Origin of the sequence: Candidatus Sulfotelmatobacter sp. (genome assembly GCA_035498555.1) — a bacterium.
Lineage (GTDB): Bacteria > Eisenbacteria > RBG-16-71-46 > RBG-16-71-46 > RBG-16-71-46 > DATKAB01.
In genome coordinates this window covers 1-16,770 of sequence record DATKAB010000182.1, presented here as the reverse complement: position 1 = coordinate 16,770, position 16,770 = coordinate 1, and the positions used below count along the sequence as shown (strand labels likewise).

Sequence of the window (16,770 nt, the reverse complement as noted above, 5' to 3'; positions counted from 1 at the left end):
TCAAGGGCTCCCAGACGTTCGAGAGCACGCAGTCCCACCGGAACTTGAACTCGTCGGCCGCGTCGTAGAGGTGGCTCTGGCAATTGACGACCAGGACCTCGGGCGCAGTGAGCGCCTTCCAGCCGTGCATGAGCCGCGGCGGGATCTTGATCAGCCGCGGCCGCAGGCTGCCGAGGAAGAACGTGTTCACGTGCCGGAACGTGGGCGACTCGGTGCGCACGTCGGCGACGCTCACCTGCAGCTTGCCGCGCGTGACGGTGAAGTGATCCGTGTGCACCTGGTGCAGGTGCCAGCACTTGACCACGCCGGCGTCGGTCGCGCTCTGGTAGGCGTGCTCGGGGCGCACCAGGCCCTGCGCCATCCACGGCGCGCTCCACAACTCGGTGACCTCGCCGCGACCGTCGAGATTCACGACCAGGTCGCGCACCATCACGCCGTCGATGGTGGCCCTGCCCGGCGGCTGGATCGCGAACTTCAGACCCTTGAGCCAGCTGGCGCTGACTTCGGTGGCATTCATGTGCGGTACCGGCTCCTCCAGGTTTGACCGGCCACCGCTCGAACCCCTAACCTGCCGGGCCGACTGCGCCCCGCAGGTCCATGGCAGCCGCGGCCGCGCGCCCCGCGCGACGAATCGGGCCGCGACAATAGCGAAAGGAACTCCGCTTGTTCAACATCACCGTGGTGGGCACCGGCTACGTGGGTCTGGTGACCGGTGCCTGTCTGGCGGATTTTGGCCATGGCGTCACGTGCGTGGACTCCGACGGCGGCAAGATCGAGCGGCTGAAAGCGGGACAGCTCCCGTTCTTCGAGCCCGGTCTGCCCGAGATGGTGTCGAGAAACATCGGCGAAGGCCGCCTGCGATTCTCGGGCGATCTCAAGTCCACACTGAAGGGCAGTCGCGTCGTGTTCATCACCGTCGGCACTCCGCCGCGCGCCGACGGCAGCGCCGACACCAGCGCCATCTACGCGGTGGCCAAGACCGTCGCCCAGAACCTCGATGACTACACGCTGGTGGTGCAGAAGAGCACGGCGCCGGTCGGCACCGCGCGCGATCTCCATGGCTGGATGCGCAGGTGGGCCAAGCGCGGCGCCGAATTCGACGTCGCCTCCAATCCCGAATTCCTGCGCGAGGGTTCGGCGATCGAGACCTTCATGCGTCCCGATCGGGTCGTGATCGGCGCCGAGTCCAGGCGCGCCGAGGAGATCCTGCGGAAGATCCACGACCCGCTGTTCCTGATCGAGACGCCGATGGTGGTCACCGGGCTCGAGACCGCCGAGCTGATCAAGTACGCCGCCAACTGCTTCCTGGCCACCAAGATTTCGTTCATCAACGAGATGGCCAACCTGTGCGAAGCGCTGGGCGCCGACGTGCAGATGGTGGCGAAGGGCATCGGCATGGACCGCCGCATCGGCCCGAAATTCCTGCACGCCGGACCCGGTTACGGCGGCTCGTGCTTCCCCAAGGATACCCACGCGTTGTCGGCGTTCGCGCGCGAGAACGGGGTGCGCTCGGGGATCGTCGACGCGGTGATCGAAGCCAACCGGCACCAGATGCGGTTGATGGTCGAGAAGATCTGCGCGGCGATCGGCTCGCCCCGCGGCAAGACCGTGGCGGTGCTGGGGCTCTCGTTCAAGCCCAACACCGACGACCTGCGTGAGGCGCCTGCGCTCACGATCATTGCGGGCTTGAAGAAGCGCGGCGTGCACGTGCGCGCGTTCGATCCGGTTGCGGCCGACAAGGCGGTCGGACTGCCGGCGCTGCGCGATGTCGACATGTGCGATGACGCGTACTCCTGCGCGGAGGGCGCGCATGCGCTGGCCGTGGTCACCGAATGGAATGAATTCCGCGGCCTCGATCTGTCGCGACTCAAGCGGCTGATGAAGCGGCCCGTGCTCTGCGATCTTCGCAACATCTACGAGCCGGGCGAGGTCGAAGCGATGGGCTGGACCCACGTGGGCGTGGGGCGCGGAAGGCCGGAGCGGGTCGCGCGTCGCGCGCGTCGCGCCGCCTCGAGCGCGGCCGCCCGCCAGACCCGCCCTGGGCGGGTGCCCCCGCGCCGCAAGGCCGGTTGAGCATGCCCGCCTCGCTCGACGGCGCGCGGTTGCTGGTCACGGGCGGCGCCGGGTTCATCGGCTCCAATTTCGTGCACTACGTGCTCGAGCGCCATCCGCGCGCGCGTCTCGTGGTGCTGGACGCGCTCACCTACGCCGGGCGCCGTGAGAATCTCGATGGCCTGCCCGCATCGCAACTTCGATTCGTCCACGGCGACATTCGCGATCCCGCATCAGTGGCGGATGCCATGAAGGACTGCGAGTACGTGATCAACTTCGCCGCCGAATCGCACGTCGATCGCTCGATCGAGCGGCCGGGCGAATTCATCCAGACCGACGTCTACGGCGTGTTCGTACTGGCCGAAGAGGCGCGCCGCGCCGGCGTCCGGCGGTTCATCCAGGTCTCGACCGACGAGGTGTACGGCGAGGTGATGGAGGGGGCGGCGTCCGAGAGCTGGCCGTTGCAGCCACGCAGTCCGTACGCCGCAAGCAAGGCCGGTGGCGATCGGCTCGCCTACGCGTACCACGCCACCTACGGGCTGCCGGTGGTGGTGACGCGCTGTTCCAACAACTACGGCCCGCGCCAGTATCCCGAGAAGCTGGTGCCGCTGTTCGTGACCAACGCGCTCGAGGATCGGCCGCTGCCGGTCTACGGCACCGGACTCAATCGCCGCGACTGGCTGCACGTGGACGACCACTGCGCGGCGCTCGTGACCCTGCTGCTCCACGAAGGGGTCGAAGGCGAGACCTTCAACATCGGGGGCGGAGAAGAGCTGGACGTGCTGAGCATCACCGGCACCCTGCTCGAGCTGCTCGGCAAGCCGAAGTCTCTCATCCGCCACGTCGAGGATCGGCCCGGGCACGATCGCCGCTACGCGCTCGATTGCTCTAAGCTCGCCCGCCTCACCGGCTGGAAGCCCCGCATCGCCTTCGCCGACGGCATCCGGCAGACGGTGGAGTGGTATCGCGACCACGAATCGTGGTGGCGTCCGATCAAGGCCGGCGAATTCCGCGAGTACTACGAGCGCATGTACGGCCAGCGCCGGGTGCTGAAGGAGGTGCGCTCGTGAGGGTTCGCCCGCCTCGCCCTGCGGGTGCGTTCGCGTTCTCGCTCGCACTGCTGCTCTCGGCGCTGGCGGGTGCTGCGAATGCCGCGGGCACAATGCCCGCCCTTCCCGGAGGCATGGATCCCAATGAGCTTCCCGCCGGGACCGCCAATCCGCTCGAAGAGCTGCAGAAGCCCGAATCGAAGCCCATTGCCGAGATCTCGAGCCCGGTGGATGCCGCCACCTATATCGTGGGTCCGGGCGACGTGATGGAAGTGCACGTCGAGGGCGCGCTGTCGCAGACCCTGACGATGGTGGTCGGCCCCGAAGGCACGGTGTTCATGCGCGGCTACGGCACCGTCAGGGTGGGTGGCCTGACGCTCGAGAAGGCGCGTGACGCGATTCGCCAGCAGATCGGCGGTGGCTCGCGGCGCGAACTGCAGCTCGACATCCAGCTGACGCGCGTTCGCATGCTGCGGGTCTATCCCACCGGCATGGTCACCAGCGCCGCGCCGGTCGAGCTGCCCGCCACCGCGCGAATCAGCGATGCGCTCGAAGCCAACCGGTTGATCGCGGTGAACGGTTCGCATCGCAATGTGCGCGTTCAGCATCGCGACGGCACCGTCGAGACCGCGGACCTGGGGCGCTTCGTTCGAATCGGCGACTCCTCGCTTAATCCGCTGGTGCGCGACGACGACGTGCTGCAGGTCGGTACCGAACGCGCATTCGTCGAAGTCACCGGCGCAGTGGCCCGGCCGGCGCGGATCGAGATGGGCCCGGCCGACAGCCTGCGCACGCTGCTCGCGCTCGGAGGCGGCGCACTGGATTCGGCACGGCCCGACAGCGCGATGTTCGTGCGCTGGACTTCGCCGACGACGCGTGAGTCGTCGTGGGTCAGCCTGGACGCCATCGCCAGCGGCGCCGTCAATCCGCCGTTGCGCGACGGCGACGCGTTGTTCGTCTATTTCCTGCCCGAATATCACCGGCTCGAGGTGGCCACCATCCTCGGCGAGGTCAAGGTCCCTGGCGTCTATCCGTTGCATCCCGGGGTGACGCGGCTCAGCGACCTCATCCGGCTCGCCGGCGGCTTCGGCGACCGCGCGGACCAGCGCTCGCTGCACGTCTTTCGCGCGCGCCCCGGATCGGTTCGACCCGACACGCGACCCGATCCCGAATTCGAGCGCCTGGCCACCATGGCCCGCAGCCAGATGACGAACTCGGAATACGACGCTCTGCGCACCCAGCTTTCGCTGCTGCGCGAGGACTACCGCGTCGACTGGACCACGGTGCAGAAGAATCCCGAGAACGACATCCTCCTGCTTCGCGACGATCTGGTGCGCGTGGATCCGCTCAATCTCTCGGTGCGCGTCGACGGCCAGGTGCGCCAGCCCGGCCTGGTGCAATACCGGCCGGGACAGCCGATCTACAAGTACATCGACAACGCCGGTGGGTTCACGGATCGCGCCAGCAGCGGCAAGATCCTGGTCACGCGGACGGTGAACGGACAGACCATTCACGTCACCCAGGTGAACGACATCAATCCAGGCGACATGATCTACGTCCCCGAACGCTCCGACCGCACGATCTGGGACCAACTCGCCGTGCTGATCGCGGTTGGCGCCCAGGTCGCGACCATCGTCATCGCCGTCAGACACTACTAATGCTGTCTCGCCACTCCCAGCTGTTCGTCACCGCGCTCTTCCTGCTCGACGGGGTGCTGATCGCGGCGGCGTGGCTGGCCTCGTACTGGCTGCGGTTCGTGGCCCTCGGCATCCCGGCGCCGCTCGGCGTGCCGCCGCTCTCGCTCTACCTGTGGTTTGGCGCGGTGATGGTGCCGCTCGCGCTGCTGGTGCTGCGCTCGCTGCGCATCTACCGCTCGTCGCGCACTGCGCGCCTCGGCGAGGAGCTGTTCGCGCTGCTGAAGGGCACGATCGCGGTGGTGGCGATGGCGGGCCTCGCCTCGTTCTTCACCCACGGCGAGCTGTCGCGCGGGCTGGTGGCGATCTTCGGCGTGTTGATGGCGCTGCTGCTGCTGAGCAGTCGCGTGGTGATTCGCATCATCCTGCGCGCGATGCGGCGCGCCGGGCGCAACCTGCGCCACGTGCTGATCGTCGGCACCGGCGAGCCGGCGCAGGCGTTCGCGCGAAAAGTGCTCGGCCACCCCGACTACGGTCTGGCGGTGGCCGGTCTGGTGGCGCCGCAGCCACCGGGCGCGGGGGCGTTGCTGATGGGCCTGCCGGTGGTCGGCTCGATCGGCGAACTGCGCTCGCTGGTCGAGACGCGCGGCATCGATCTCGTCTACCTGGCGCTGGCGCGATCGGAGTGGCGCGAGGAAGAGGCGGCGCTCGACCAGCTCAGCGATTCCACCGCCGCGGTGCGGTTGGTGCCGGATCTCGCGCGAGCGTTCACGCTCAACGCGGCGGTCGAGGACTTCGACGGCATGCCGGTGGTGCGGGTGACCGAAACGCCCGATCAGGGCTGGAACGGCGTCCTGAAGCGCGGGTTCGACATCGTCTGCTCGGCGCTCGGACTGGTGCTCCTGTCGCCGCTGATGCTGGCGGTGGCGATCTGGGTGAAGCTCGACTCGCCGGGGCCGGTGTTCTACGGGCAGGAACGCGTCGGCTTCAACGGCCGGCGCTTCCGCATGTGGAAGTTCCGCACCATGCGAATGGACGCCGAATCCTCGGGGCCGGGCTGGACGCGGCCCGGTGATCCGCGCCGCACCGGCGCGGGGGAAACTCTGCGGAAGCTCTCGTTCGACGAGCTGCCGCAGCTCTGGAACGTACTAATCGGGGAGATGAGCCTGGTCGGTCCCCGTCCCGAGCGCCCGATGTACGTGGAGCAGTTCCGTACCGCGATTCCGCGCTACATGCTGCGCCATCACGTCAAGGCCGGCATCACCGGCTGGGCGCAGGTGAACGGCCTGCGCGGCGACACGCCGCTCGACCAGCGGATCGAATACGATCTCTATTACATCCGCCACTGGTCGCTGGGCTTCGACGTGGCGATTCTGCTGCGCACGCTTGGGCGCGTGTTCCGCGACGCCAGCGCGCACTGAGCGCCGGCTTCGTGATACGCTTTCAGAGCCGTCTCGACCCCCGGCGGCGCTTCTCCGACCCGCGAACGGAACTCGACACCGCCCCATGATCCGGCATCCCGCAGGGTGGATCCTGCTCCTGGCCCTGCTTCCCGCCGCGGCCGCCGCGCAATCTCGTCCCAACATCGGCCCCGCGCTCGATCGCGTGATCCGTGCGACGCCCGACGCCGTCCTTCCGGTCTGGGTCTATTTCACCGATCGCGGCGGCGATGAGCGCGACCCGCTGGCGTTCGCGCACGCGCGCGCCGCGCTGACACCGCGCTCGCTCGACCGGCGCCGTCGCCGCGGTCTGGTGACCGACGTGCTGACCTCGGATCTGCCGGTTCACGGCGCCTACGTCCGCGCGCTCATTCAGCGCGGCGCGAAGCTGCGTGGCACCAGCCGCTGGCTCAACGCCGCCAGCGTCGAGGTGCCGGCGCGGCTCGCCCTCGAGCTCTCGACCTGGCCGTTCGTCGCCCGCGTGGAGAAGGTGCCGGTCGGGTATCCGCCGGCGCCGATTCTCGAACCAACGCCGCAGCCGTCGTTGGCGCCGCCGTCGAGCGAGATTTCGCCGTCGAGCGCACATCCGGCGTCCGTGCAGCTGTCGCCGGGCGACACCGCGTTCTATGGCCCGTGCTTCAAGCAGCTCTCGATGATGCAGGTGCCGCAGCTCCACGCTCTCGGACTCTCGGGCGCGGGCGTGCTCGTGTGCATGCTCGATTCGGGATTTCGCACCACCCATCAGGCGTACGCCGGCCTCCATGTCCTGGTGACCCACGACTTCGTGGACGGCGATTCGATCGTGGACGACCAGGCCGGGCAGGACGAGCCGGGCGCCAACGTCCATGGGACGGCCACGCTCGGCTGCCTGGGCGGAAATCTCCCGGGTGTCTATGTGGGTGGCGCGTTCGGCGCCAGCTTCGTGCTGGCCAAGACCGAGCGCATCTCGACCGAGACGCCCTCCGAGATGGACTACTGGCAATTCGGGGCGGAGTGGGCCGACAGCCTGGGCGCCGACGTGATTTCCTCGAGTCTCGGCTACAACCAGTTCGACTCGCCGTATCCGTCGTACACCTACGCCGACATGAACGGGCGCACCACCGTGGTGACGCTGGCGGCGGTCGAAGCCACGCGGCGCGGAATCACGGTGGTGAACGCCGCGGGGAACGAGGGGGCGAACTCCTGGTTCTACATCATCGCGCCGGGTGACGCCGATTCGATCGTCACCTCGGGCGCGGTGGATTCGTTCAACGTGGTCGCGAATTTCTCGTCGCGTGGACCCACGTCCGACGGGCGCACCAAGCCCGACGTCACCGCGCTGGGAGTCTCGGACTACCTGATCTCGACCAGCTCGAGCTCCTCGTACTGGCACGCCAGCGGCACTTCGTTCTCGACGCCGCTGACGGCGGGACTGGTGGCGCTGCTGCTCGAGTCTCATCCGACCTGGACGCCGGTCAACGTGCGTGACGCGCTGCGCGCCACCGCGCTCAATCACTCGAGTCCCGACAACACCATCGGCTGGGGCCTGGTTCAGGGGCTCGCCGCCAACGCCTGGTCGCCACCGGCCGCGGTCGGGCCGCCCCCGGCACGCGTGAGCGGCCTCAACCTCAGCGTCGGGCCGAATCCGTTGCGCTTTGGGGCGTCCGGGCGGATCCGTTTTTCGGCGCCAGCCGGTGACAGGATTTCGCTCGACCTCTTGGACCTCGCGGGGCGCGCGCGTTCGCGGCTCTATTCCGGTCCGGCCTCGGGCGAGCAGAGCGTCGAGTGGCGCGGCGAAGATGGCGACGGGGTGAAGCTGCCTGCCGGCATCTACTGGCTGCGGCTTGCGAGCGACGGCGGAGGAGAGCGGCGCGTCACCTCGGCGCGCGTGGTCGTGTTGCCGTAGCGCGCCGCCGGCTCCACCTAACCGGCCGCCGAGATCGCGCCCGAGTTGCCGATGGCCGATTGTCAACATGCTCTAGAGCATGTAGAGAAATCGACAGTCGCCGCGGCTGGGCGCCGTCTTCATGAATGGCAGGCGACAAGCGGCAACCCGGTCGCGCGCCGCCAGCGGCTAGCAGCCGCGCATGTCGAGAGCCATCCGGTGCGGGGCCGGCAGGCCTAGCGCTTCGCCGCCCCTGCCACGATCCTCGCCGCTCGTCGCTGACCCTGCGCGAGCGAACCGAGCAGCACGAACGGCACGATCGGCACCACCGGCAGGCGGCGAAGATCGAAGCTCCACTTCGCCCAGACCACGAGCAGCCCGGCCGCGGTCGCGAGGACGCCCGCGATCGTCACCGCCGGCCGGTGAGACGCCATGCCGACGACCGTCAACCCGAGCCCCGCCACGTACAGCGCGCAGGCGCGCACGAACGGGCGGCGAATCCGCAGCGGGCCGAGATGCATCACTTCGATGCGCTCTCGAAACAGCCGCGGGTGCCGGCGCTCGAGCAACGGGTCCATCACATATCGGCGCGCCCAGCGAAGCGGGTCCATGAAACGCGTGTGCTCGTCGGGATGAAGCACGATCACGGTCTTGTCGCGCGCCACGCGCGCGCCCGATTCTTCAAGCGCGAAGCCGAAGTCCGAGTCTTCGCGAAAGTAGATGCCCCCGTGCGCTTCGAAGAAGCACTCGCCATAGCCGCCGGCCCGCGCGAACACCGCGCGCTTCACGAACAGGTTCGTCGGGAGATACAGGGGGTCGCTCGTCGGCCGGCGCCGCACCGGGCGATGACCGGGCTTCTCGGTCCAGCCGTCGAGCGCATCGAGCCCGGGCTCCTCATCGAAACGGCGCGCGGCGTGCGCCAGCCAGTCGCGATCCACCACGCAGTCGTCTTCAGTGAATGCCAGGATCTCGCCGCGCGCTCGCCGCGCCGCCTGATTGCGGGCCGAGCCCGGCCCCCTCGCCTCGGCCAGCAGGACCGCGGTCGCGCCCGACGACTCGAGTCGCGCCCCGATCGCCTCGGACATCGCGCCCGAAGTCATCGCCACCAGGATCTCGAACTGGTCGCGGGGGAGGCTCTGCGCGTCCAGCGAATCGAGCAGCAGACTCAGACCGGCTTCTCGCCCGATCGAGGGCACGATCACCGAGAATCGCGGCGCCTGCTCGTCGGGCTGGCGCGGCCGGGTCGCCACGCGCTTCCCGCCGAGCGCCTCAGTGATGGCCGGAGCCCACCGAGGTCTTCGCCTCGCGCGTGGCGCGATACCAGGCGATGGTGCGGCGCAGGCCTTCCTCGAACGGCGTGGTCGCCTCCCAGCCGAGCAGTTCGCGGGCCCGCGCGGTGTCGAGGCAGCGCCGCGGCTGGCCGTCGGGTTTGGTCGCGTCCCAAACGATCTCGCCCTTGAATCCGCACTGCTTCGCGATCAGCGTGGCGAGATCGCGAATCGAGATCTCGAGGCCGGCGCCCAGGTTGATGGGTTCGCTGCCCGCCAGACGCTCGAAGGCCCGCACCACACCCTCCGCGGCGTCTTCGACGTAGAGGAATTCCCGCGTCGCCTTGCCGGTGCCCCACACCTCGACTCGATCCGCTCCCGCGTCGATGGCTTCGAGGCACTTGCGAATCAGCGCCGGAATGACGTGCGAGCTCTCGGGATCGAAATTGTCACCCGGGCCGTAGAGATTCACCGGTAGCAGGTTCGACGCGTCGAATCCGAACTCCTGCCGGTAGGCGGCCGACTGCACCAGCAGCATCTTCTTGGCCAGGCCGTACGGCGCGTTGGTCTCTTCCGGATATCCGTCCCACAACGTCGCCTCGCGAAACGGGACCGGCGTGTGTTTGGGATACGAGCAGATCGTACCGACGCTCAGCATGCGCTTCACGCCCACGCGGCGCGCGTGCTCCATCAGCAAGGTGCCGAGCATGAGATTCTTGTAGAAGAAGCTCCCGGGATGTGCGCGATTGGCGCCGATCCCACCGACCACCGCGGCGAGGTGAATGACGCCGTCGGGTCGCAGCGTCTCGAGCATGCGCATGACCTCGCTCTCGTGAGTGAGGTCGTAGTCTTCGGAGCCGAGCCCGATCGTGTCGCGATAACCGTGCTGATCGAGCGCGTGCATCAGGTGGCGTCCGAGAAAACCGGTGCCGCCGGTGACCACGATGCGCGCGTCGGTTCCCACCCGCATGGAATGCACTCCTGTTGGACGTGCGAAGCCGGCGTCGAGCCTGCGGCGACGCTAGAGCAGGGGGTGGGGCCGGTCAAGGACCTCGCGCTTGACCACTCCCGGACCCTGGCCCACGATCCCGCGCTCGCGCGGCGCGACGCCTGCGCGTCATGCAGGGGCCCTCACCTGACGCCAACCACGATCGACAACCCGTCGTTGCTTCGCCGGATGGTGCGCGGCGCGAGGCTCGCATTTCACCGCGGCCCGGCCGGCCGCTGGATCGAACGTCAGCGACAGCTTCGCGCGACCCGAGCGTGGACCTCGGACGACGAGGCGATGCGCGCCTTCTACGCCGGCTTCGTGCGCGCCGGGGACCTGGTGTTCGACGTCGGCGCCAACGTCGGCAGCCGAACCAAGGTCTTCCTGCGGCTGGAGGCGCGGGTGGTCGCCGTCGAGCCGCAGCCGGCGTGCGCCGATCTGCTGGCGCGGGCGTTCGCGCGGGAGCCACGCGTCACCATCGTACGCGAGGCGCTCGGGCGCGAGCCCGGCGCGGCCGAAATGAGATTGAGCGACGCGAGCACCATCTCCTCAATGTCGGAAGGCTGGATCGCCGCGGTCAGGGGCAGCGGGCGGTTCACGCAATACCACTGGGACCGCAGCGTCACGGTCCCGGTCACCACGCTCGATCGGCTGATCCAGCGCGTCGGCCGTCCACGGTTCATCAAGATCGACGTCGAAGGCTTCGAGCGTGAGGTGCTCGAAGGGCTGTCCGCGTCCGTCCCCGCGCTCTCGTTCGAGTTCACGCCGGAATGGCTCGAATCGACCTTCGCCTGCGTCGCGCACCTCGAATCGCTGGGCATGCGGCAGTTCAATTACTCGCTGGGCGAGAGCATGCGGCTCGAGCGCGCCGACTGGCTGGCCGGCTCCGAGTTGCGCGCGTGCCTGCTCGCGCTGCGCGGCGACACCCGGGTGTTCGGCGACGTCTACGCCCGCGCTCAGACTGCTTCGGGCGCCGGCGGACGGGCTTGATGGAGACCCTGCTGCGGCGCGGCTTGCGCCGCATCCGCCGCGCGTTCTGGCTCACCCCCGCCGAGCGCGGCCATCGCCGCTGGCAGGCTGACCGCGGCGATCTCGGCCATCGATTCGACTACTCGCTGCCGGCCGGAGCCGTGGTGGTGGACGCCGGCGGATTCGACGGTCGCTGGGCCGAGCGCGCGCTCGCAGCCTTCGACTGTTCCGTCCACGTGTTCGAACCCGTGCCGCTCTTCGCGCGGGCCATCGAAGCGCGGCTGGCGGGCCGGCGGGCCACCGTTCACGCCTTCGGTCTCGCCGGTCGGACGCGCGAGACGGAGTTCGTCGTGGCCGGCGATGGATCGTCGGCGCTACGCCGCGGTGGCGGGCCGATTCGGGTGACGCTGCGCGCGGCGGCGGAGGTGTTCGCCGAGCTCCATCTCACGCGTGTGGATCTCATGAAGATCAACATTGAGGGCGGCGAGTACGAGCTGCTCGAGCACATGATCGAGACCGGCCTCGTGTCGCGCGTCCACTACTTTCAGATCCAGTTTCATGATTTCGTGCCGCACGCCGTGCGCCGGATGCGGGCGATTCACGATCGATTGCGCGCCACGCACCAGCTCGAATGGCAGTACGAGTTCGTATGGGAGAGCTGGCGCCGGCGTGCGGCCGCCGGCGACGGGACCGCAATCGACGCCCACGGGCTTCGCTGATGCGCATCTTCCTCGCACTCGCGAGCAGCCCCAATCCGACCTTCGCCTCGAATCTCTGGAAGTGGAATCTCTACGACCCGCTGGTGGATCTGGGCCACGACGTCGTGCTGTGGGACGGCGGCATTCAGCCGCTGTTCGACGTCGATCCTCGCAGCCCCGAGTGCGCGCCGCGGCGCCAGCGCTTCGGCGACGCGTTTCTCGGCGCGGTCGAAGCCGCGAATGCCGCCGGCAGGCTCGACCTGGTGCTCACCTACCTGAGCGACAGCCATCTCGAGCCGGCGGTGATCGACGGCGTTCGCGGAAAGATCGCGCCGATCCTCAACTTCTTCTGCAACAACGTGCACCAGTTCCACCTGGTGGAACGCACCTCGCGTCACTACGACTTCTGCCTGGTGCCCGAGCACGCGGCGCTCGCCAAGTACCGGCGCGCCGGCGCCCGGCCGCTGTTCTGGCCGATGGCCGCCAATCCCACCTACTACCATCCGATCGAGACGCCGATGGTCTACGACTGCTCGTTCGCCGGCCAGCGATATGCCGATCGCGGCAGCCTGGTCCTGACGCTGCTCGAAGCCGGTGTCGCCACCGATGCGTTCGGTCAGAGCTGGCGCCCGGGAGCGCCCGAAGCGGGCGGCGAAGCGCCGCAGGGCGGCAACGCGCTGCAGCGCTCGCTGGCGTTGCTCGCGCGGGGCCGAAGCCCGCTGCGCGCGGCTCGCGATACCCTCGACTGGCGGCGGCTGCAGCAACGGCATGCGAGCCATCTGCACGGGCCGGTGTCCGACGACGAGTACGTGCGGCTCTACAGCTCGAGCCGCATCAGTCTGGGGTTCACGATCGTCGGCGACACCCACCGCGGGCTCTTCCCGCAGCGACAGGTCCGCCTGCGCGAGTTCGAGGCGACCATGGCGGGCGCGTTCTACATGACCGGCTGGATGGACGAGATGGCGATGCACTACGAGGTGGGGCGCGAGATCGTCTGCTATCACTCGCCGGCCGAGCTGGTCGAGCAGGCGCGCTGGTATCTCGTCCACGACGCCGAGCGGGAGCGAGTGCGGCGCGCCGGCCACCAGCGGGCGATGCGCGATCACACCTGGCAGCGGCGCTATCTCACGCTGTTCGCCGAGCTCGCCTCGCGCCGCGTCATCCGCGGCGACTGACCGCGATCAGCGCCGGGTGAGCAGCCAGGCCATGGCGGCGAGCCCGCCGAGCCCGGCCAGCAGCACGAGCGTCCCGCGCAGCGTCAGCGGCACGCGCCGCGCCGTCATCACCACCGCCGAGACGCCCAGCGCCACGATGCCCGCGAAGGCGTAGGCGAACGCCACGCTCATCGGGCCGAGATGCAACGCCAGCGCGATCGCGTAGCCGCCGGCGATGCCAAGCGTGTAGGAGAGGCCGAGCGGCACGTACAGGCGAAGTCCGCCGAGCGGCAGTGCGCCGAAGATCCACGACTGCATGCCGACTCGCGCGAACTCACCGAACAGCATCCATGCCATCATCGGACGAGCCGCGTCGAATTTCTCCGAGAACACCAGGTGCAGGAGCGGTCGGGAGAGCAGCATCACCGCCGCAAAGCTGACCGCCGCCACCGTCATCAGCGCGGCCCATTGCTTCTGCACGTAGGCGCGGATGCCCTCGGTGCCGCGCGCGCCGCTGATCTTGCCGAACGCGTAGCTGCCGAGGTAGGCGTAGAACACCGCGCCGGTCTGCTGGGTGAGCGCGAACGCCGCCTGGAGAAGCCCGTTGGCGGCGAAGCCCTGGGTGCGCGCGTAGTGCGTGCGCACCGCCAGCAACGTGCCCTGATCCAGCAGGGACATGACCAGTGCCGCGATCGCCACCTTGAGCATGGCGCGCGCGGTGGGCGCGTCGAACTTCGGGACCGGCGGTGGGAGGAACGAGCTTCGGTATTCGCGGCGGTGGATGGCCAGCGTGCCGAGGATGCCGAACGGAAAGAAGGCGGCGATCGCCACCACCGCGCCACGCAGTCCGAGCGGGCCGACCAGCGTGGCGGCGCAGGTGATCACCACCAGGTTCCCGATGATCGCGTAGGTGAGCGGCGCGCGCACGTCCGAGCGCCCGGCAAAGACGCCCTGCACGATGCCCTGGACGGCGAGGCCCGCGACCGCGATCAGCGAGAGGCGGAACAGCCAGGGATCCGCCCCCGGGCCGAGCAGCAGCTCGCTCCACGGTCGCGCGAACAGGAGCCCCGCGATCGACACCACCGCGATCGCCGCGGCGATCGCGCTGAGCGCCGTCCACACGATGCGCCGGATCGCCGGATCGTCGTGCTGCGCCAGCGCCGCGCCGATCTGCTGCGTGACCGGAATGCTGAAACCCAGGCTGGTCAGCAAACCCAGCCAGATCTGGCTGGTCTGGATCTGCGCGACCACGCCCATGCCGCTGGTCTGGAGCGCGGTGGCGAGGATCTTGTTGCGGATCGCGCCACCGAGCGCGCCGACAACGTTCGCGGCGCCGCCGTACGCCACGCGTTGCGCTCGCGCCGTCCACACCTCGAGGCGGCTCGGCTGCATGGTGGCGCAGTCTCGGCGAGCGATCCGTCGAGTGTCAATCGCGCATGGTATATTCGCTCGCCGTGTGCGGCATCGCCGGTGTTCTCGGACTGACGGACCGTCCGCCCGATCCGGCGTGGGGACCGCTGCTGCTCGATGCGCTTCGCCATCGCGGCCCGGATGGCCACGCCCTGTTCGCCGAAGGCCGCGTGCTGCTGGCTCACACCCGGCTGGCGATCATCGATCTGGGGAGCGGCGGCGACCAGCCGATGCGCTCGGCCGACGATCGCCACGTCATCGTGCAGAACGGCGAGATCTACAACTACCGCGACCTGGCGGAGAAGCTGACCGCGCGGGGCGTCACGCTGCGCAGCCGCTCCGACACCGAGGTGTTGCTCGAACGTCTGGCGCGCGACGGACCCCGGGCGTTCGACGATCTGCGCGGCATGTGGGCGTTCGCGCTCTGGGACCGCGAGCGCGAAACCCTGTTGCTGGCGCGCGACCGGCTCGGCAAGAAGCCGTTGCTGATCGCGCGCACTCCCGAATTCGTGGCGTTCGCGAGCGAGGCCACCGCGTTGCTGCGGCTGCCGTTCGTGCGCGCGCGCCTCGATCGCGCCTCGCTGCCGAGCTGGCTGCGTTTCCTGTACGTGCCCACGCCCGACACGCTGATCGAGGGCGTGAAGCGGCTGCCCCCGGCGAGCTGGGTCGAGCTGAGCGCGGCTCGACCCGACGCCGAGCCGGTGCGGTACTGGTCGCCGCCCGCACCCGACCCGGCGCAGCGGGCGGACCGGGAATGGTTCGAGGCGTTCGATCGCGAGCTGATCGAGTCCGCGCGCCTGCGCACCGTGAGCGACGTCCCGATCGGCGTGTTCCTGAGCGGCGGCCTCGACTCGAACGTGGTGCTCGAGGCGCTGCGCCGCGGAGGTCAGTCGCCGATCCGCACCTATACGCTGGGGTTCGCCGGGGAGTCCGACGAGCGGCCGCTGGCTCGGTTGGGCGCGGCGCGCTGGTCGGATCAGCACACCGAGCTCGAGCTGAAGCCCGACCTGGCGGGCGAGATCGACGGCGTTCTCGCGCACTTCGGCGATCCGCTCGGCGACAGCGCGGTGGTGACCACGGCGCTGCTCGCTCGCGAGGCGCGCCAGCACGTCAAGGTGATCGTGAACGGCGATGGCGGCGACGAGCTGTTCGGCGGCTATCCGCGCTACCGCTTCGCCTGCCGCGCGGATCGGGCCCGCGACTGGCCGGGCGCGCTGCCGCTGCTGCGCCGTGCCTATGGGGCTCGCCCGACCGCCGGGGAATCGCTGGCCTCGCTGGCGAGACACGATGCCGGCGGCGCGGCGCGCGCGCTGGGCTCGGTGTGTTCGAGCGGCGAGCTCGCGCGGCTGCTCGTCCCGGGGGCCTGCCCGGAGCGCGCTCCGGCCGCGCCCCCCTGGCCGGGGGCATCGGGACCGGGCCTGCTGGACGCGACGTTCGCGTGGGACGGCGGCGTCTACCTGCCCGACGATCTGCTGGTCAAGATCGACGTCGCCTCGATGGCGCACGGCCTCGAGAACCGCTCGCCGCTGCTCGATCACCGGCTCTTCGAGCACGTCGCCCGGCTCGTGCCGGCGCGGCGCGCCGAGCCCTGGCGCACCAAGCCGCTGCTGCGTCACTACGCGGCGAACCGGTTGCCGGCGCCCCTCCTGCATGCGCCCAAGCGCGGCTTCCAGTTGCCGCTCGAGCGCTGGCTCCGCGGTCCGCTTTCCGGGTGGCTCGAGTCGCTGGCCGGAAATCCACAGGCCACCGCGCCGTTGTTACATCCCGGCGTGGTTCGCGACGAGCTCGCCGCGTTTCGCGAACGCCGGGGTGGCGATACCGTGCCCTACCGGCTGTGGGCGCTGGCGGTGCTCGAGTGGTGGGCGCGCCACTTCTCGGTGGAGCTGGGCTCGTGATCTCCCCGGCGGACGCCGGAGGCGCGGCGGCTCCGCAGACCCGCCCGCTGGTCTCGGTGCTGCTCGCCTGCCGGGACGGCGAGCGCCACCTGAGCGCGGCGCTCGAGAGCCTCGCGCGCCAGACCTGGTCGCCGATCGAGTGGTTGCTGGTGGACGACGGCTCGCGCGATGGCACGCGCTCGATGCTCGAGAAGTTCGCGCGCTCGAGGGATTCGGCGCAGGTGCTCGCGACGCCCGGTCTCGGGCTGGCCGGAGCGCTGGCCGCCGCCGCGGCCGAGGCGCGCGGCGAATTCCTCGCCCGCCACGACGCCGACGACCTCTCGGCGCCCGAGCGGATCGAGCGGCAGGCG

Annotated in this window: 14 protein-coding genes; 10 read left to right on the top strand and 4 right to left on the bottom strand. The window is 69.6% G+C overall.

The features are described 5' to 3' along the window. Positions 1-517: dTDP-4-dehydrorhamnose 3,5-epimerase family protein (locus VMJ70_14420; protein HTO92322.1), on the bottom strand; the 517-nt coding region annotated here is incomplete at its 3' end. Positions 518-663: 146 nt separating this feature from the next. Between VMJ70_14420 and VMJ70_14415 the strand changes: the two genes are divergently transcribed. The 5 genes from VMJ70_14415 to VMJ70_14395 all read left to right on the top strand — a co-directional run bounded on the left by VMJ70_14415 (position 664) and on the right by VMJ70_14395 (position 8,059). Continuing rightward, complete coding sequence (locus tag VMJ70_14415) at positions 664-2,073, top strand: UDP-glucose/GDP-mannose dehydrogenase family protein (protein HTO92321.1); 1,410 nt, start codon at positions 664-666, stop codon at positions 2,071-2,073. A gap of 2 nt (positions 2,074-2,075) precedes the next feature. Next, complete coding sequence (rfbB, locus tag VMJ70_14410) at positions 2,076-3,122, top strand: dTDP-glucose 4,6-dehydratase (GenBank protein HTO92320.1); 1,047 nt, start codon at positions 2,076-2,078, stop codon at positions 3,120-3,122. Then, positions 3,119-4,759, top strand: coding sequence for an SLBB domain-containing protein (locus tag VMJ70_14405; protein ID HTO92319.1), 1,641 nt, complete (start codon positions 3,119-3,121; stop codon positions 4,757-4,759). Before rfbB ends, VMJ70_14405 begins: the two co-directional genes overlap by 4 nt. Continuing rightward, entirely contained in the window at positions 4,759-6,156 is a 1,398-nt protein-coding gene (locus tag VMJ70_14400) for an undecaprenyl-phosphate glucose phosphotransferase (GenBank protein ID HTO92318.1), read from the top strand. The genes VMJ70_14405 and VMJ70_14400 overlap by 1 nt, the downstream gene beginning before the upstream one ends. Before the next feature lie 85 nt (positions 6,157-6,241). Then, on the top strand, positions 6,242-8,059 hold the full coding sequence (locus VMJ70_14395) for a S8 family serine peptidase (protein HTO92317.1): 1,818 nt from the start codon (positions 6,242-6,244) through the stop codon (positions 8,057-8,059). A gap of 215 nt (positions 8,060-8,274) precedes the next feature. Here the strand turns inward: VMJ70_14395 and VMJ70_14390 are convergent, their stop codons facing one another. Next, positions 8,275-9,288 carry a glycosyltransferase gene (locus VMJ70_14390; protein ID HTO92316.1) on the bottom strand — a complete coding sequence of 338 codons (1,014 nt, stop codon included), beginning with the start codon at positions 9,286-9,288 and terminating at the stop codon, positions 8,275-8,277. Between the two features lie 19 nt (positions 9,289-9,307). Next, entirely contained in the window at positions 9,308-10,276 is a 969-nt protein-coding gene (locus tag VMJ70_14385) for a GDP-L-fucose synthase (protein HTO92315.1), read from the bottom strand. Positions 10,277-10,471: 195 nt separating this feature from the next. On the opposite strand from VMJ70_14385, the gene VMJ70_14380 reads away from it, so the two are divergent. Genes VMJ70_14380 through VMJ70_14370 form a run of 3 tightly spaced genes read left to right on the top strand, consistent with a single transcriptional unit; the run spans position 10,472 to position 13,136 of the window. Further along, positions 10,472-11,284 carry an FkbM family methyltransferase gene (locus VMJ70_14380; GenBank protein HTO92314.1) on the top strand — a complete coding sequence of 271 codons (813 nt, stop codon included), beginning with the start codon at positions 10,472-10,474 and terminating at the stop codon, positions 11,282-11,284. Continuing rightward, entirely contained in the window at positions 11,284-11,982 is a 699-nt protein-coding gene (locus tag VMJ70_14375; protein HTO92313.1) for an FkbM family methyltransferase, read from the top strand. Before VMJ70_14380 ends, VMJ70_14375 begins: the two co-directional genes overlap by 1 nt. Next, on the top strand, positions 11,982-13,136 hold the full coding sequence (locus VMJ70_14370) for a glycosyltransferase (GenBank protein HTO92312.1): 1,155 nt from the start codon (positions 11,982-11,984) through the stop codon (positions 13,134-13,136). Before VMJ70_14375 ends, VMJ70_14370 begins: the two co-directional genes overlap by 1 nt. A 6-nt stretch (positions 13,137-13,142) precedes the next feature. On the opposite strand, the gene VMJ70_14365 is transcribed toward VMJ70_14370, so the two are convergent. Continuing rightward, the gene (locus tag VMJ70_14365) at positions 13,143-14,507 is read right to left on the bottom strand and encodes a hypothetical protein (protein HTO92311.1); all 1,365 of its coding nucleotides are present in this window, start codon (positions 14,505-14,507) and stop codon (positions 13,143-13,145) included. A gap of 44 nt (positions 14,508-14,551) precedes the next feature. Here VMJ70_14365 and asnB point away from each other — a divergent pair, with 44 nt between their 5' ends. Both asnB and VMJ70_14355 read left to right on the top strand, forming a co-directional pair. Next, positions 14,552-16,420 carry an asparagine synthase (glutamine-hydrolyzing) gene (asnB, locus tag VMJ70_14360; protein HTO92310.1) on the top strand — a complete coding sequence of 623 codons (1,869 nt, stop codon included), beginning with the start codon at positions 14,552-14,554 and terminating at the stop codon, positions 16,418-16,420. Next, positions 16,417-16,770, top strand: a 354-nt coding sequence (locus tag VMJ70_14355; GenBank protein HTO92309.1) for a glycosyltransferase family A protein, incomplete at its 3' end; no start/stop codon positions are given. The genes asnB and VMJ70_14355, both read left to right, overlap by 4 nt.

What these genes read in the sequence shown, in the direction of transcription:
- rfbB (HTO92320.1), top strand. Translation starts at nt 2,076, where the DNA reads ATGCCCGCCTCGCTCGACGGCGCGCGGTTGCTGGTCACGGGCGGCGCC.
- VMJ70_14400 (HTO92318.1), top strand. Translation starts at nt 4,759, where the DNA reads ATGCTGTCTCGCCACTCCCAGCTGTTCGTCACCGCGCTCTTCCTGCTC.
- VMJ70_14395 (HTO92317.1), top strand. Translation starts at nt 6,242, where the DNA reads ATGATCCGGCATCCCGCAGGGTGGATCCTGCTCCTGGCCCTGCTTCCC.
- VMJ70_14385 (HTO92315.1), bottom strand. Translation starts at nt 10,276, where the DNA reads ATGCGGGTGGGAACCGACGCGCGCATCGTGGTCACCGGCGGCACCGGT.
- VMJ70_14375 (HTO92313.1), top strand. Translation starts at nt 11,284, where the DNA reads ATGGAGACCCTGCTGCGGCGCGGCTTGCGCCGCATCCGCCGCGCGTTC.
- VMJ70_14370 (HTO92312.1), top strand. Translation starts at nt 11,982, where the DNA reads ATGCGCATCTTCCTCGCACTCGCGAGCAGCCCCAATCCGACCTTCGCC.
- VMJ70_14365 (HTO92311.1), bottom strand. Translation starts at nt 14,507, where the DNA reads ATGCAGCCGAGCCGCCTCGAGGTGTGGACGGCGCGAGCGCAACGCGTG.
- asnB (HTO92310.1), top strand. Translation starts at nt 14,552, where the DNA reads ATGGTATATTCGCTCGCCGTGTGCGGCATCGCCGGTGTTCTCGGACTG.